This window comes from Acinetobacter sp. USHLN143, from assembly GCF_037145695.1.
GTDB classification, from domain to species: domain Bacteria; phylum Pseudomonadota; class Gammaproteobacteria; order Pseudomonadales; family Moraxellaceae; genus Acinetobacter; species Acinetobacter fasciculus.
Window position 1 is genome coordinate 16,639 of sequence record NZ_JBBCWZ010000015.1, and the last position, 15,554, is coordinate 32,192.

The 15,554-nt window shown below is 43.8% G+C and carries 14 protein-coding genes; 8 read left to right on the plus strand and 6 right to left on the minus strand.

The annotated features are described in order from the left end of the window. Window positions 1-234: 234 nt before the first annotated feature. A complete protein-coding gene (gene pdxR, locus WFH18_RS06220; RefSeq protein WP_004646934.1) occupies window positions 235-1,737 on the minus strand; it encodes a MocR-like pyridoxine biosynthesis transcription factor PdxR in 1,503 nt (500 codons plus the stop codon). Window positions 1,738-2,065: 328 nt separating this feature from the next. Here pdxR and WFH18_RS06225 point away from each other — a divergent pair, with 328 nt between their 5' ends. The 3 genes from WFH18_RS06225 to WFH18_RS06235 all read left to right on the plus strand — a co-directional run bounded on the left by WFH18_RS06225 (window position 2,066) and on the right by WFH18_RS06235 (window position 6,412). Continuing rightward, window positions 2,066-3,337 carry a Glu/Leu/Phe/Val family dehydrogenase gene (locus WFH18_RS06225; protein ID WP_171488351.1) on the plus strand — a complete coding sequence of 424 codons (1,272 nt, stop codon included), beginning with the start codon at window positions 2,066-2,068 and terminating at the stop codon, window positions 3,335-3,337. 347 nt (window positions 3,338-3,684) lie between these two features. After that, entirely contained in the window at window positions 3,685-4,947 is a 1,263-nt protein-coding gene (gene gabT, locus WFH18_RS06230) for a 4-aminobutyrate--2-oxoglutarate transaminase (RefSeq protein WP_004280267.1), read from the plus strand. Between the two features lie 16 nt (window positions 4,948-4,963). Further along, on the plus strand, window positions 4,964-6,412 hold the full coding sequence (locus WFH18_RS06235; RefSeq protein WP_004280266.1) for an NAD-dependent succinate-semialdehyde dehydrogenase: 1,449 nt from the start codon (window positions 4,964-4,966) through the stop codon (window positions 6,410-6,412). Between the two features lie 203 nt (window positions 6,413-6,615). Here the strand turns inward: WFH18_RS06235 and WFH18_RS06240 are convergent, their stop codons facing one another. The 3 genes from WFH18_RS06240 to WFH18_RS06250 all read right to left on the minus strand — a co-directional run bounded on the left by WFH18_RS06240 (window position 6,616) and on the right by WFH18_RS06250 (window position 9,493). Continuing rightward, the gene (locus tag WFH18_RS06240) at window positions 6,616-6,897 is read right to left on the minus strand and encodes a helix-turn-helix domain-containing protein (protein WP_336754710.1); all 282 of its coding nucleotides are present in this window, start codon (window positions 6,895-6,897) and stop codon (window positions 6,616-6,618) included. Beyond that, entirely contained in the window at window positions 6,890-8,194 is a 1,305-nt protein-coding gene (locus WFH18_RS06245; RefSeq protein WP_004280263.1) for a type II toxin-antitoxin system HipA family toxin, read from the minus strand. The genes WFH18_RS06240 and WFH18_RS06245 overlap by 8 nt, the downstream gene beginning before the upstream one ends. 249 nt (window positions 8,195-8,443) lie before the next feature. Then, window positions 8,444-9,493, minus strand: coding sequence for an aromatic ring-hydroxylating oxygenase subunit alpha (locus WFH18_RS06250; protein ID WP_004280261.1), 1,050 nt, complete (start codon window positions 9,491-9,493; stop codon window positions 8,444-8,446). A gap of 308 nt (window positions 9,494-9,801) precedes the next feature. Here WFH18_RS06250 and puuE point away from each other — a divergent pair, with 308 nt between their 5' ends. From puuE to WFH18_RS06275, 5 genes are all read left to right on the plus strand, one after another. Continuing rightward, window positions 9,802-10,764, plus strand: coding sequence for an allantoinase PuuE (gene puuE, locus WFH18_RS06255; RefSeq protein ID WP_004280260.1), 963 nt, complete (start codon window positions 9,802-9,804; stop codon window positions 10,762-10,764). Window positions 10,765-10,907: 143 nt separating this feature from the next. After that, window positions 10,908-11,411 carry a 2-oxo-4-hydroxy-4-carboxy-5-ureidoimidazoline decarboxylase gene (gene uraD, locus WFH18_RS06260; protein WP_004280259.1) on the plus strand — a complete coding sequence of 168 codons (504 nt, stop codon included), beginning with the start codon at window positions 10,908-10,910 and terminating at the stop codon, window positions 11,409-11,411. Further along, window positions 11,408-11,728 (plus strand): hydroxyisourate hydrolase, encoded by a 321-nt coding sequence (gene uraH, locus WFH18_RS06265; protein WP_004280258.1) that lies wholly within the window; start codon window positions 11,408-11,410, stop codon window positions 11,726-11,728. The genes uraD and uraH overlap by 4 nt, the downstream gene beginning before the upstream one ends. A gap of 30 nt (window positions 11,729-11,758) precedes the next feature. Beyond that, window positions 11,759-13,117, plus strand: a complete 1,359-nt coding sequence (locus WFH18_RS06270; RefSeq protein WP_164543022.1) for a nucleobase:cation symporter-2 family protein — start codon at window positions 11,759-11,761, stop codon at window positions 13,115-13,117. Window positions 13,118-13,243: 126 nt separating this feature from the next. Further along, window positions 13,244-13,957 (plus strand): outer membrane protein OmpK, encoded by a 714-nt coding sequence (locus tag WFH18_RS06275; protein WP_005262971.1) that lies wholly within the window; start codon window positions 13,244-13,246, stop codon window positions 13,955-13,957. Window positions 13,958-14,014: 57 nt separating this feature from the next. On the opposite strand, the gene WFH18_RS06280 is transcribed toward WFH18_RS06275, so the two are convergent. Further along, a complete protein-coding gene (locus WFH18_RS06280) occupies window positions 14,015-14,512 on the minus strand; it encodes an ureidoglycolate lyase (protein ID WP_004646920.1) in 498 nt (165 codons plus the stop codon). Between the two features lie 12 nt (window positions 14,513-14,524). After that, window positions 14,525-15,529: an allantoicase gene (alc, locus tag WFH18_RS06285; protein WP_004280253.1), complete on the minus strand. Its 1,005-nt coding sequence runs from the start codon at window positions 15,527-15,529 to the stop codon at window positions 14,525-14,527. Window positions 15,530-15,554 lie beyond the last annotated feature (25 nt).

Sequence of the window (15,554 nt, forward strand, 5' to 3'; positions counted from 1 at the left end):
CTGTTCATGTATGCAGTTAATTTCTCTTTTTTGTTGTAAAGTGACGAGAGCCATTTTTGAGCAATTCAAAGGAGCCAATTGGCTTAAGAGATAAAAAATATAAGCAGGCCATATTTACAGAAAAATAAAGCCTACCTAAAATATCAGGCTAAAAGCAGGTTTACGTTCCCTTTAAAAATAAATTAAAAGCTTTTTGATTTTAAAAATATAATTGTATTGATCCTTAAGTTTTTACTAAGTTAAAGTGCGGATCCCATGCTCGCGCAAGCACTTTAACAATATCCCGAAAGCCACCAGAATTTCCTGTTCACTCACACAGGCAAAGCCTAGTAATAATCCTTTCTGCCGAGTCGAATAATGTTTGGTATAGTATTGCGATAATGCTCTGACCTTGATTCCCAGTTCAAGCGCTTTGGATGCAATCAAGACATCATCACTGCTGCTCGGCAATTTTAAAATCAGATGCAAACCGGCGGCGGTATTGTATTCATGCAGAAAATCTTCACCTAAATGTCGGCGAATCAGGTCAATTAAAAAAGCGTGGCGTTTACCGTACAATAAACGCATCCGTCGGATATGCGCCTCATAATGCCCTTCACGGATAAATTCAGCCAGTGTTTGCTGATCGATTAAGTGACCACCACGATAAAGTTCCGAAGCTACAATTCGCAATGAAGAAAAGAGCTGTTTTGGTACCACTAAATAGCCAATACGCAGGGCCGGATAAATCGTCTTACTGAACGTCCCCATATAAATCACCGGAGAATCCGGCTCTAAACCTTGTAAAGAAGGATAAGGCTGGCCCGAGAACCTGAACTCGCTGTCATAGTCATCTTCAACAATCCAGCTATTATGCTGGCGTGCGAGTGCAATTAACTGTTTGCGCCGTTCTAAACTTAAGTGTGAGCCCAAAGGATATTGATGCGACGGCGTCACAAAAATCAGCTTAGGCGGTTTTTTGGGATGTAGATCGGGGATAATCCCTTCCTGATCGACCGGTAAGGAACGCAGATTCACACCATTAATTCGTAAAATATTACGCGCACCCCAATAAGCCGGATCTTCGATCCATACTTCATCGCCTATATCGCTTAAAGTACGTGAGACTAAGTCAATTGCCTGATGGGTGCCTTCGGTAATAATGATCTGATCAGCATCGCACTGCACTGAACGGGCAATTTTCAGATATTCCGCCAGCTCCTGACGCAGTTCCAGGGAGCCACCGGCATTGCTGTAAATCAGGTTATTAACTTGAGGTTCACGGCTCAAACGCGTTTGGATTTTGCTGAAAATATGATGCGGAAATTCGGTTACATCGGGTGCGCCCGGTACAAAGGCTCCCCATTGATAAGGCGAGGCCGCGGAATAGCCGAGCAAGTAGGAACCGCGTTGCGACAGATTGTAATTTTGCTGTGCTTTTTTTTCTGCAACGGCAGGAGAATTCTGTTCTGCCTTCACCAAAAAGGATTCGGGTAATTTCTCTACTACCCAGGTACCTTGACCGGTACGGGCATCAACATAACCCTGTGCCTGTAATTGTTCATAGGCATTTAACACCGTATTACGCGATACCTGAATCTCTTTAGCCAGATCACGTGATGCAGGCAAGCGGGTTTTGGGAGCCAATACGCTATCAATAATCGCGTTACGCAAGCAGCGGAACAGTCGCATCTGTAATGTTCCTGTGACATCTTGCTGCAATCGCTGCAGTAAATAATCTCCAAGCAAGCTACGCAATTGGCTCTCTCCTACAAATTTGAAATGGCTCTCGTGAGAGCGGTATTGCTAGGTGCAAAATAGTCTGATCAGGCAGTCATTGTAAAGTGTCTTGTATGCGTTTTGATCATGTACCTGCGGCTTGAATGCGAGCATACAGGCGGGCAGGCAATATACACAGATACCGATTAAAACTAAAGCGAAAAATCCAGACACTGATTTTGTTAGGAGCTTGCTGAACTGAGACCTGAATCAAGCAATGATTGCCATAACAGGCGAATAGAGATGTGTTGCAGCCGCCAGGACATGCGACTGCATATAACAAAAGGATCATAGAATGAACATGATGATGAAAGGATTGACCTACACCGATCAGGGTACAACGGCCTGGAACAATTATCTTAAGCAACTGGATAAAGTAGCGCCTTATCTGGGTGAACTGAGTGAAAGACTGGATATGCTGCGACGCCCAAAGCGCAGTTTGATTGTCGATGTTCCGGTCATCATGGATGATGGTACGGTTCAGCATTTTGAAGGCTATCGTGTTCAGCACAATTTAACTCGCGGTCCAGGCAAAGGCGGCGTGCGTTTTCATCCAGATGTCAATTTAGATGAGGTGATGGCTCTGTCGGCCTGGATGACGATCAAATGTGCTGCTCTAAATTTACCTTTTGGTGGTGCCAAAGGCGGTGTGCGGGTTGATCCGAGCCAGCTTTCCAAGCGCGAACTGGAACGCTTGACCCGACGCTATACAGCAGAAATCAATTTAATTATTGGGCCGCAAAAAGATATTCCTGCGCCGGATGTTGGAACTAATCCACAAATCATGGCCTGGATGATGGACACGTTTTCTATGAATGCGGGTTCTACGATTACTGGTGTGGTTACAGGAAAACCGGTGCATCTGGGTGGCTCCTTGGGCCGCAGTAAAGCCACAGGTCGTGGTGTGTTTATTAGCGGGCGTGAAGTTGCCCAGCAAATTGGTCTGGATTTAAAAAATGCCCGGGTCTGTGTACAGGGTTTCGGTAATGTCGGGAGTGAAGCTGCGCTGCTTTTCCAGGAAAATGGCAGCAAAGTGATCTGTGTTCAGGACCATTCCGCCACCCTGTATCAGGAACAGGGGATTGATATTAAAAAGCTGCTTGAATACTCAAATACCCACCATAAAATTCAGGGATTTTCTGCCAGCGATGAAATTTCTGCATCAGCTTTCTGGACCATTCCCGCCGAAGTCTTTATTCCGGCAGCGCTGGAAGGTGTGATTAATACTCAGGTCGCGCAAAATATTCAGACCAAAATGATTCTGGAAGGTGCCAATGGTCCCACTTTGACTGAAGCGGATGAAATTCTGAGTGAGCGTCATATTACCGTGGTGCCAGACGTGATCTGTAATGCAGGTGGCGTGACGGTCAGCTATTTTGAATGGGTTCAGGATTTGGCCAGTTATTTCTGGACCGAGGAAGAGATTAATCAGCGTATGGATGCCAGCATGAAAAATGCGGTACAGGATGTATGGCAAAAATCAGTCCAGGCCGGATGTTCTTTGCGTACAGCCGCTTATATTCTGGCCTGTGAGCGGATTTTAATGGCGCGTCAGGAACGCGGCATCTATCCGGGTTAAGCGAAGTTTTTGCAAGATGGATTAATTGATTAAACTGACTGGATTTAATCCATGATGACCTATCGTAAATTTTTGCAATGGATTTTTAAATTGGCTTCTTTATTTAAAAAGGAGCCAATTTTTATTAAAAATATAAATAACTGTTTATAAATAAAATAATTTTATATTTTGACTATTTTACTCGTTTTAAATAGACCAATTGGCTCCTTCCATCTGCTGCAAAGTGGCTCTCGTCTCATACGTATAAAAGCGCAAAATGAACCATATCAGCCAGTCTTTGGCAAATTTCTATCCCAAGATCCGGATAGCAAAATTTACAACGTATGAATCAAGAATGAGGATACAAAATGGACAGTAAACACTCAGCACTGAATGCACGTAAACAGCAGGCGACACCACGTGGTGTTGGGGTCATGTGTCAATGGTACGCAGAGAAAGCAGAAAACTCGACAATCTGGGATGCAGAAGGCAATCAATATATCGACTTTGCGGGCGGAATCGCCGTACTGAATACTGGCCATCGCCATCCTAAAATTATTGCTGCGGTCACTGAACAATTAACCAAATTTACCCATACGGCTTATCAGGTTGTACCATACGAGAGCTACGTTGCTCTGGCAGAACGTATCAATGCACGCGCTCCCATCCAGGGTGCTGCAAAAACCTCATTCTTTTCGACTGGTGCTGAAGCTGTCGAAAATGCAGTTAAAATTGCCCGTGCCCATACTGGCCGTCATGGCATTGTGACTTTTGGTAATGGTTTTCATGGCCGTTCATTTATGACGATGGCCATGACCGGTAAAACTGCACCTTATAAACGCGACTTTGGGGTGATGCCTGGTGGTGTTTTCCATGCCCGTTACCCGGTGGAATCCAAAGGCATTAGCGTAGATGATGCAATGCAAAGCATTGAAGATATTTTCGCAGAAGATATTGCCGCGCATGACGTAGCAGCAATTGTGCTTGAACCGGTACAAGGTGAAGGTGGTTTTAATGTGGTGCCAGCAGAGTTCCTGAAACGCTTGCGTGTCCTATGCGATCAAAACGGCATTTTACTGATTGCTGATGAAGTACAGTCTGGTTTTGCGCGTACAGGTAAACTGTTTGCGATGGATTATTATGAGACCAAGGCAGACCTGATTACGATGGCCAAGAGTCTAGGCGGCGGTTTCCCGATCTCAGGCGTTGTGGGTCGTGCTGAAGTCATGGATGCACCAAATCCAGGTGGACTGGGCGGTACTTATGCAGGTAACCCGGTTGCTGTTGCGGCTGCCCATGCGGTACTGGATATCATTGAAGAAGAAGGTCTTTGTGAAAGAGCGAATGATCTAGGCGCAGAACTGGTTGATGTTTTACATGAACTGAAAATGTCATCTAGCATGGTCAAAGATATTCGTGCACTGGGCTCAATGGTGGCGGTTGAGCTTGAAACTGCGGAACAGGCAAAAGCTGTACAAAACCATGCCATGCAAAATGGTCTGTTAATCCTGACCTGCGGTCGTTATGGTAATGTAATCCGTTTCCTATACCCGCTCACGATTCCGGCAGAACAGTTCCGTGCGGGATTGGCTATCTTGAAACAAGGGTTTGCACTGTCTGTCGCAGCCTAATGAAAGAGTAATGATCATGCTTCAAGCGCAATATAGAGATTTATTACAGCATCCTGATATCAGCTTCGATCAGCCTGCCACGGATGAATATATTGAAGTCAAAGATGCAGCAACCCAAGCCACTTTGGCCTGGGTAAAATCCCATGACCGGACATCTGTAGAACAGCTGATAGCTCGTTCTCAGCAAGCCCAAAAAGCCTGGAAAACCAAGACAGCCCTCGAACGTGCGGATGTGCTTTGGGCCTGGTTCAATCTGATGCAGGAACATAAAGAATCTTTGGCTCAGATCCTAACTGCTGAACAGGGCAAGCCACTGGCTGAGGCGCGTGGTGAAATTGGTTATGCCGCTTCCTTTATCCGCTGGTTTGCCGAGCAGGCGCGCCGTATTGATGGTGACGTGTTGACACCAACGCTTGCCCATCAACGTTTATTGGTTATCAAACAGGCGATTGGGGTAACAGCTGCGATCACGCCATGGAATTTCCCGGCGGCGATGATTACCCGTAAAGCCGCGCCAGCTCTGGCTGCTGGCTGTTCCATGCTGGTTAAACCGGCTGAACAAACACCTTTAACCGCCTATGCGCTTGAAGTTTTGGCCTTGCGCGCAGGTTTGCCACAAGATGTATTGCTGCATGTTAGTGGTGATGCGGTTGCAGTGGGTCAGGTCTTATGTGAAAGCGAAACCGTGAAAAAGTTAAGCTTTACCGGCTCAACTCAAGTCGGTCGTATCCTGATGCAGCAATGTGCGCCGACCATCAAAAAACTCTCCTTAGAACTTGGTGGCAATGCGCCAGTTCTGGTCTTTGATGATGCCAATCTCGAACAGGCGGTACAGGGCATCATGGCCAGTAAATTCCGTAATAGTGGACAGACCTGTGTGTGTGCGAACCGGATTTATGTACAAGATGGCATTTATGATGCGCTGGTAGAAAAACTGGTGGCTGCCGTTGCCAAACTAAAAGTCGGTGATGGCCGTGATGAAGCTTCTACCCAAGGTCCATTAATTGATGAGGCTGCGATCGAAAAAGTGCAGTCACATATTGCCGACGCAGTGAGCAAAGGTGCACAGGTGAAAACCGGTGGACAGCGCTCAAATCTGGGCGGTACATTCTTCGAGCCAACGCTTCTGACTGAAGTTACTCAGCAGATGCGTGTGGCAAAAGAAGAAACTTTTGGACCGTTGGCGCCGTTATTCCGTTTCAAGACTGAAGAAGAAGCAATTCAGATGGCGAACGATACAGAATTCGGTCTGGCTACCTATGTATTTACCCAAAGTACAGCACGTCAGTGGCGTGTAGGTGAAGCCTTAGAATACGGTATGGTGGGAATCAATACCGGAGCTATCTCTAATGAGGTTGCGCCATTTGGTGGAGTCAAGCAATCGGGATTAGGCCGTGAAGGGTCTAAATTCGGTATGGATGAATACCTTGAAATGAAATATCTCTGTGTTGATATTTCTTCATAATGACGTTTAGAAAATAAACGTATTCATTAAAAACTGATGAGAAAATATCAGTCTCCAGTGAATCCCGCGTTTAATTTAAACCGGGATTCCTGCGATGGAGCAAGGACTCAATAAACAGATTGGAGGAGGGCATATTTTCAGTTGTTAAGTCATTCTTCTTCTCTAAAATTCCCCTAAATATCAATTAAAGCATCAGATTATCATCAGGATTTAACCCTGATTTCTAACTTTAAACCAAAAGCATCCAGTAATTTCTGCATAGACTTGAGTGTTGGATTGCCTTCAGGTTGTTCCATTTTCTGTAGAGTCTGGGGAGCAATCTTGGTAATTTTAGCCATATCGTTGAGTGTGAGGTGCAACTCGGTACGAATGAAGCGAGCAACCTGATGAAAAGGCCAGTAAGGATTGTTACTGACGGTTTCAAGTACAGACAATCTCTTTTGCATCTGTTGAATCGGAGTCAGTGGCTTGAAGCGTTTATCCATAATTCAGCTCCTCCAATTGTTGGCAAATATTATCAATTCGATACTGGCTATTTTCCAGAATTTCAGGTGCCAATTGCAGATACTGCATGTGCTCGAGTAATCCCTGATAAAGTGGTAATTGTTCGATTAACACCGCTTTGATTTCTTTTGGATCAATCATCGTGCTTTCGGCGATCTGTTCAATGACTGAATGCCAAATTGGCATACCACCATGATCATCTCGCTCCCAACGCGTAGTTCGGGCAATACCATCTGGATGTAGCCACATCGGCGCAAAATCAAATAATGGGGTTAGTCGAATGATTCCATTATTGAAACGTTGAATCGCTGTATTACGGGTATGATTGTCCTTATTGCCTAAAGCGACATTGGCAAGATCACGCTTCAAATATTCAAAGATTTCCTGTTTTGGTTCAGTACAGCATTGCATCAACAGGCTACAGATCTGGTTATGGGTCATTCTTACCCCAAAACCGGCTTTTCCTCCCAGAGAAGCAATACTTTCCTGGGCAATTCTTTCAACCTTCCCATCGCTGACTTTACGGTCAAATCGGGGAATAAATAAAGTCTTACCATGCAGCTCCAGTTCCTGATGAACACGAAGTCCCAGGTATTGGGCAATTTTCATATATAAGGCTTCGTGCATCAAAATTTTATCTAGATTCTGATCACTGCCACGACTGAATTTCACCAGCCAATGCTGTTTGACCTGATGATCTGTCAGCGTGTGATCCAGATAGAACAGGTCATCATGACCTTGAGTCAGCAGTAATTTTGGCCACTCGCCCTGAATACCAGAAGAGCCGGCAATAAAAAGTCCATAAGAGGCTAAGGATTCAATAAAGTTTTCTTGACGTTCTACGACTTGGTCTAGGCTAAAGCCATGATTCTGCTGAACAGGAAACTGCCCCTGTAGCCATTCATAAGCCTCTTTAATCCGTAAATTACCAATCGGATTACCTGCACCCGCTTTTAGAAGCGCCCAGTCTGCTTGTTCCTGAGTGTTTTCAGAAAAATTAAGCTGACGGAGTAATTCTTTACGGCCATAACCTTGAGGTAACAAATCCATCAGGAAGGCTGGCCAGGTAGATTGCAAGGTATTTTGCACATTTACTGGTAAATGATAGGCTAGCGCATGCCCATCGCTTAGGTTCATATAAGAAATAGCATATTCAAATAGATATGATGTGCGCGTGGCTGCTTGCCATCCAGTTTGTTGTTGACCGACAATCTCAACAATAGCGCAATCCAGCCATTCATCTTCCTGATAAATCTGCAGTGTGCAATATTGATCCATAATTTTATTAAAATAGTAAAGTAAAGTGATTTTATTTATTATATACCTATTTTAATAAAAAACTAATTTTATCTTCTTAAAGTTCTTTATCGTTCTAAAAGGCCTTATCTTCACCAGAATACAAGGCTTATGAGGCTATATAACAAGATGTATCCTCATAGAAATCAATATATAACCCAATTAATTTTTAAATATCAGAGGAGCTCTAACCCTGGTTATTTATTATGAATCTTTCTTTTGAATAAAATTTTAAGCAGCAAATAAAGGACTAAATCCCCGTTTACGTAGTAATTTTCGGTACATACTCGAGCTTCGATCTGCCGGAAAATGCGCTTCTAAAGATAAGTCCAGAGGTAAATATTCAGGTTTCTGATTTTCTACAATCACACGATCTTCCTCGAAAATTTTCATATTAAAGGCATAGGCATCTTCAACCGGTAAATCTTTATCATAATTGCGGCAAATAGGTGCAAAAAGTCGTGTTGAACGCGCAGTCATGGGTGAAGCCGCATTCATGATGACCTGCTTGGCATGATTTGGAAAATGAATCGTAAGTGTTGCAGTAAAGGGTAGGCTCACTTCAAAATGACGTAACCATTTAAAATCTTCCTGGCCACGCTGCTCGATTCCGATCGGATAACGTCCCACACTGCTGATATAATCTGCATTAAAACCGACCTCCGTTTCTGTCGTACTGTAATCAGGAACTTCTACATCCTCCGGATCGCCAAAAGTATCTGGATGCACCCAGGCAAAATGTGCCACATCAATAAAACCTTCGAGCTGTCTTCCTGCAAAACATTGAATGTCTATCTGAGGGCAGACCAGTTGCTGATACTCAGCATCATCCCAAAAAGGCATATGAGGAATATGAGGTTCTGCATCCTTTTCAGCGCTTAACGAACACCAGATCAGACCATATTTTTCTACCGCAGCATAAGTTTTTAGATGGAAGCGCTCCGATATTTTATGCTGAGGATGTGCAGGAATACGGTTACATTTACCTTCACTGCCAAAGCGTAAACCGTGATAACGACACACCACGCCTTGGCCGTCATTTTTTCCCAAGCTTAAAGGTACACCGCGATGCGGACATGCATCTTTCGCCACCACCAGTTCATCGTTCATTTTATAAATCACCAGCGGCATATCAAGCAGCATACTACTTGTTGGCTGATCTGTAATATCACGCGCAAGTGCAATCGGATACCAGTACTGAGCCAAAAGATGCCAGTCATGTTCCTCGAATGTCATATGGACGGGTAAGTCGGGACTAAACGTGGCGATATTTGTATTCATAATGGGTTCTGTGTCGTGACCTTTAGCTGGACTATAAAACAGCAAGGTGTTCTATGAAATTTCAATTAATAGGACATAGGATTGCGTAAATCAGAACACTGACCGGCGATTGAAAGCAAATAAGCATCTTTCTAGGTTTTTTATATTCAACCACGCAAATATTGAGATGGGATATTTCCAAGCTTAAATCTCGCTGAAAATATTTTTTAAAAAGCGTGCTCTCAATTTCAATGCTCTACTTTGGCGCATAAATTGCTTATCACGCGTATAGACCATTGATCATTTACTAGAATCGACAAGGAATTGATGTGACGACTAGCTACTTACGCGGACAAGAACTTATCGAGAGCATTCGCAGTGCACCTTATTCGCGTGACCTGATTGGTTATCATGGCGAACCACCAAAAGTGCAATGGCCAAACGGCGCGCGTGTCGCGGTACAGTTTGTGCTGAATTATGAAGAAGGTGGTGAAAACCACATTGAACATGGTGATGCCGGTTCAGAACAGTTTTTATCTGAAATTATTGGTGCTGCCAGCTTTCCAGACAAACATATGTCGATGGATTCGATGTACGAATATGGTTCACGTGCTGGCTTCTGGCGGATTCATCAGGAGTTCCAGAAACGTGGTTTGCCGATGACTATCTTTGGGGTCGGCATGGCATTGGTACGTAATCCTTATGTGGTAGAGGCGATTAAAGCAGCCGATTATGATGTCGTTTCACATGGTCAGCGCTGGCTACATTATCAGGACATGCCGATTGAAATGGAACGCCAATATATGGATCAGGCGGTCAGCGTTCTGGAAAGCCTGTTTGGTGAAGCACCGATCGGCTGGTATACCGGTCGGGACAGTCCGAATACCCGTCAACTTCTGGCTGATTTTCCTCAAATCAAATATGACGCTGATTACTATGGGGATGACTTGCCATTTTGGAGCACCTTGACCAATCAGGCAGGGGAAACACGTTCGCATTTGATTATTCCTTATAGCCTGGATAGCAATGACATGAAATTCAGTTCACCTGGCGGTTTTAATAGCGGGGAACAGTTTTATCAATATCTCAAAGATGCTTTTGATGTGCTCTATACCGAAGGTGAAACTACGCCAAAAATGCTGTCGATTGGCATGCACTGCCGTATTTTAGGACGGCCGGGACGTTTTAAAGCACTACAAAAGTTCCTAGATTATATTCAGAATCATGACAAGGTCTGGATTTGCCGCCGTGGGGATATTGCCGAGCACTGGTATAACCATCATGCGCCATAATCATAAAATATATTGGAAAAGATCATTTTAGATGCTCTTTTTTGAGTCATGTACTTTATAAAAATAACAAACACATCAGCTTTGGCACTGTTATTGCAAAACCAGTTTTAAATAACCAAGCAATATAATCAGGCGATTGAATAGTGCAACTTGTTGAATTTAATCAAGCATCAACAGAAGATGCGATGATCTTTTTAAAGCACTGTGTGCAAATACCCAGCTGGTCGACCGAGCTTGCCGCAAAACGTCCTTATGCATCGCTTGAGGATATTTTGAATGCAGCGCAACAACAAGCGGCGACCTGGAGTTGGGATGAGATTAAAACTGCGCTGGATAATCATCCCCGTATAGGTGAAAAACAGGCACAGGCTGAATTAAGTGAAATAGAAAAAGACTTTTCCCATCGTGAGCAATCCGGCATTACAGCAGATGACGATACCCAGCTCGCGCTGCTTAAAGGCAATCTTGCCTATGAAAAAAAATATGGGTTTATCTTTCTGATCAAAGCTGCTGGATTGAGCAGTGAAGACGTCCTTCAAGCCCTGAACTATCGTTTGCTAAATGATCCAGAGATTGAGAAACGTATTGTCCATCATCAACTGGCAGAAATTGCCTTGTCACGACTGGCTCAGGAGCTTCATGCATGATTAGCACGCATATTTTAGATACACATCTGGGAAAACCTGCGACAGACGTGGTGGTACGACTTTTTGCTGAAGACGGTCGCTTGCTTGCTGAGACAAAAACCAATACAGACGGCCGCGTCAGTGATTTTGGCATAGTCGATTTAAAAACAGGTATCTATAGTCTTGAGTTTTTTACATCTGCTTATTTTGAAGGTTTGGGTTTAGAAACTTTTTTTCCTAAAGCAGTTATTCATTTTTATGTGAAAGATGCATTCCAGCATTTTCATATTCCTTTACTGATCAGCCCATTCGCGTACTCCACATATCGCGGAAGCTGATTTTATATTTAGACTTTGAGGGTGAGAAAAATGACAGAACAAAGTAAAACAATATCACCTGAACATGAATATTTAGGTGCGGGAAAAAGTGCAGCTTACGGTTTGCAACACGTACTGACTATGTATGGCGGAATTATTGCACCACCTTTAATCGTGGGAACGGCCGCCGGCCTAGAAGCTTATCAAATTGGATTATTGATTGCAGCGGCGCTATTTGTGGGTGGTTTAGCCACAATTTTGCAAACCGTTGGGGTGAAATATATCGGCGCGAAATTACCTTTGGTACAAGGGGTTTCTTTCGCTGGCGTTGCGACGATGGTCGCGATTGTGACCACAGGCGGTGGTTTGCAAGCAGTTTACGGTGCGGTCATTGTCGCCTCATTGATCGGTTTTTTCCTCGCGCCTTATTTCTCCAAAATTATCCGTTTCTTTCCACCAGTCGTGACAGGCTGCGTCATTACTATCATTGGTTTGTCTTTATTACCTGTAGCAGTCCGCTGGATGATGGGCGGCAATCCCAAGGCACCAGAATGGGGAAGTGTCGAAAATATTGGTCTGGCACTCATGACTTTAGCTTTAGTCGTCTGCCTGAATTTGAGCCGACATGCTGCTATTCGTCGCTTGTCTATTTTACTGGCAATTGTTTTAGGTTCAGTACTGGCTTATTTATTCGGTTTTGGTGATTTCTCTAAAGTTGCGAATGGTAGCTGGATCCAGGTACCTAGCTTCTTCGCCTTTGGACTACCGACTTTTGAGCTCACAGCCATTATTTCCATGCTTATCGTGACTCTCGTGATTATGACCGAAACCACAGCAGATATCATTGCAGTGGGTGAGATTGTAGGTACCAAAGTGGATGCGGATCGTATCTCGAATGGCTTGCGTGCCGATATGTTATCGAGTGCGATGGCACCGGTTTTTGGTTCATTTATGCAAAGTGCTTTTGCGCAAAATGTCGGCTTGGTGGCGATTACCGGAATTAAAAGCCGATTTGTGGTCGCTGCGGGTGGCATGATTTTAGTCGTGTTGGGTTTACTGCCAATTATGGGACGTTTGATTGCTGCCATTCCTGTACCGGTATTAGGTGGTGCAGGTCTGGTACTTTTTGGAACAGTCGCTGCAAGCGGGATTCGTACCTTGGCTAAAATTGATTATAACGAGCAAAAAAATCTTATCATTGTTGCGACGGCTATTGCAGCCGGCATGATTCCCATTATTGATCATTCCTTTTATGCCAACTTTCCAAAATGGGTGCAAACCTTGTTTCATTCGGGGATTAGCTCAACCTGCTTAATGGCCATTTTACTCAACCTGTTGTTCAATCATCTGAACCTATTTAAAAATAAAAGCACAGCGACTACAGAAATTGTGGCAAAGATTCCACATTAGAAAATTTAAACCAGGATGAAAACAGTCCAGAAAATGGGCTGTTTTTTTATCAAAAATTAAAAATGTTGGCTTTGTTTTTGCTTAATTCAGAATGTGATTTTTTCATTCCACTGGGGACCCTTATTTATGAAATTCACTCAACTTACTGCTGCAACATTACTTGTATTGGGTGCGGCATCCGCACAGGCAAAACCGATCTGGCAAGACTTCAGTGTCACCGGACTTTATGGAGAAAACTATGAGGTGGTCGATGAGAAACAGGCGACTGCGACCTTTGAATATACGGCAAAAATAAAATATGCAGATGTCTTCTTCTTCATTGACCGTATGCGCGGCGCAGATGACTTTAAATCCAGTTATTTTGAATTTTCACCACGTTTAAGCTTGGGAGAAGTATCAGGCCAGAAACTTGCCTTTGGCCCGGTTAAAGATGTACTGGTCTCAACGACCTGGGAAGGTGGAGAAGGTTTTGATAACTTCCTCTACGGCGTAGGTTTCGATCTGGAAATTCCCTATTTCCGCTATGCTAGCATTAATCTTTATCGCGTGAATAATGAGAATATTGATGATGATTACCAGTTGACACTGACCTACGGCGTGCCAATTAAACTGGGAACTGAAGAATTTCTGGTGGATGGCTTCTTGGACTGGTCTACAGAAGAAGATACTCATGACAGCGAGATGAACTGGACCACCCAATGGAAATGGAATGTCGGTAAACACATTTCTCCAGACACCAATTTATATCTGGGGATTGAACATTCTATCTGGAACAACAAATTCGGTATCCCAAATGCCGATGAAAATAATGTCAGTGCTTTAGTGAAATATCACTTCTAGGCAAAGTGATGAAGAAATAAGTTAAAAGCCCTGATAAAAGGGCTTTTTTTAATGCGTTTAAAATACGATCTGGATGTTTTCAGGAAAAGGATGAACATCACAATTTGATCCGCTACCTATACGATCCACTACAACAAACTCGCTGGGTGCTTCAAGGGTCAATAATGGATGATGCCAGGTTCCGGCACGATAATTTATCCCTTGAGAACCATCACTGATAAATACCTGAATCTGACTAATATCGGGCTGTGTATAATCAAGTTCAGGCGCTACAACGATTAAAAATTGCTGGCCGTGCATCGGAATAAAAGCCTGTGATCCTAGAGGATGCCTTTCCAGCATTGAGATTTGAAAAGGAATTGCCGTAGCTTGCATATTTCTAAAAATACTCAGTCCGACCTTGGTGTCACTTTCTACTTCAGCCAGGGCATGATAACGCTCAGTCTGCTGCTCATTGATATGAAAATAATGATTACCCTGACAGGCAATGACTTCTCCAAAAGGCAGAAAACTTTCAGTGCTTAAAGGCTGTATTTTTATACTTTGCATAGACATATCATTGATCACTCAAGCCAATTTTCCCCAGAGACGAATCCGGCTGATGCCACCGTCCGGAATCATGTTGACACGAATATGGGAAATTTTTTCGTGTTGTAAAATTTCATTGATGTAATGATGAATATGATCCATTTGCATAGGTTGGGCTGCTAACAAAAAAGGCCAGAACATGCTTTGTGGAATGAGTTGCTCATCGGTTGCATCCTCAACATAGATGGCTTGAATAGAAACCTCTGCAGGGAAATTTCCCTTAAAATGGGCGGTATCAATTTCAATTTTCTCGATTCGGGCACTGGCGCCTAAAGCCAAAATGCACCAGTCAAATCCTGGAGCACGACGCCGTTTGGTTTCCCAGCCATCGCCCATGTTAATGCCACGTCCCGGATTAATCAGATTGCGTGGATGTCCAAAATGCGCATCGCTATAGGCAACGACACGGCCACCATGTTCTAGTGCCAAAACATCTAGCATTTGATCACTATCTTGCAGATTGATTTTTACCTGACCATAGACCTTAAAACGTGCAATCCCACCGTCAGGATAAATATTCAAACGGACATGGGTAAATATCTGCTTTGCTGAAATCTGAACAATATGATGCTGGCTGGGGCCCAAGACATTATTTTCTATAATGCTGATCCATTCTGCCTGATCAAGATTTCCATCTGGCGCATAACATGCTTGCACAGCAGCAGAGGCCGGATAATTACCGCTAAAAAAAGTCGTATCAATATCCAGTGCCTGTATTTGACCTGCAACAGCAAGTTTAATGATGGCCCAATCATAGCCCGTGTGGCGCTTGCGACGGGTTTCCCAGCCATCCATCCATTTGCCATGCTCATCAAACTTGTCTTCGATAAAGACCGGTGCCTCAAATTGCAACATGCGTTTTGCTTCAGCAAAAAACTCATCTGAACATTCAAGAATTTCTGCGCCAATTCGGGCATCTGCAAGGTTAGTTAACTGCTGTACTGGAGCAGGCAGATCAAAAATTGGAGCTAATAAGGTCGCCATCTTAAATTTCCATCATTGGTATACG

Coding starts and splice junctions, on each gene's coding strand:
- WFH18_RS06225 (WP_171488351.1), top strand. CDS start 2,066: ATGAAAGGATTGACCTACACCGATCAGGGTACAACGGCCTGGAACAAT.
- gabT (WP_004280267.1), top strand. CDS start 3,685: ATGGACAGTAAACACTCAGCACTGAATGCACGTAAACAGCAGGCGACA.
- WFH18_RS06235 (WP_004280266.1), top strand. CDS start 4,964: ATGCTTCAAGCGCAATATAGAGATTTATTACAGCATCCTGATATCAGC.
- WFH18_RS06240 (WP_336754710.1), bottom strand. CDS start 6,897: ATGGATAAACGCTTCAAGCCACTGACTCCGATTCAACAGATGCAAAAG.
- WFH18_RS06245 (WP_004280263.1), bottom strand. CDS start 8,194: ATGGATCAATATTGCACACTGCAGATTTATCAGGAAGATGAATGGCTG.
- WFH18_RS06250 (WP_004280261.1), bottom strand. CDS start 9,493: ATGAATACAAATATCGCCACGTTTAGTCCCGACTTACCCGTCCATATG.
- uraH (WP_004280258.1), top strand. CDS start 11,408: ATGATTAGCACGCATATTTTAGATACACATCTGGGAAAACCTGCGACA.
- WFH18_RS06270 (WP_164543022.1), top strand. CDS start 11,759: ATGACAGAACAAAGTAAAACAATATCACCTGAACATGAATATTTAGGT.
- WFH18_RS06275 (WP_005262971.1), top strand. CDS start 13,244: ATGAAATTCACTCAACTTACTGCTGCAACATTACTTGTATTGGGTGCG.
- WFH18_RS06280 (WP_004646920.1), bottom strand. CDS start 14,512: ATGTCTATGCAAAGTATAAAAATACAGCCTTTAAGCACTGAAAGTTTT.
- alc (WP_004280253.1), bottom strand. CDS start 15,529: ATGGCGACCTTATTAGCTCCAATTTTTGATCTGCCTGCTCCAGTACAG.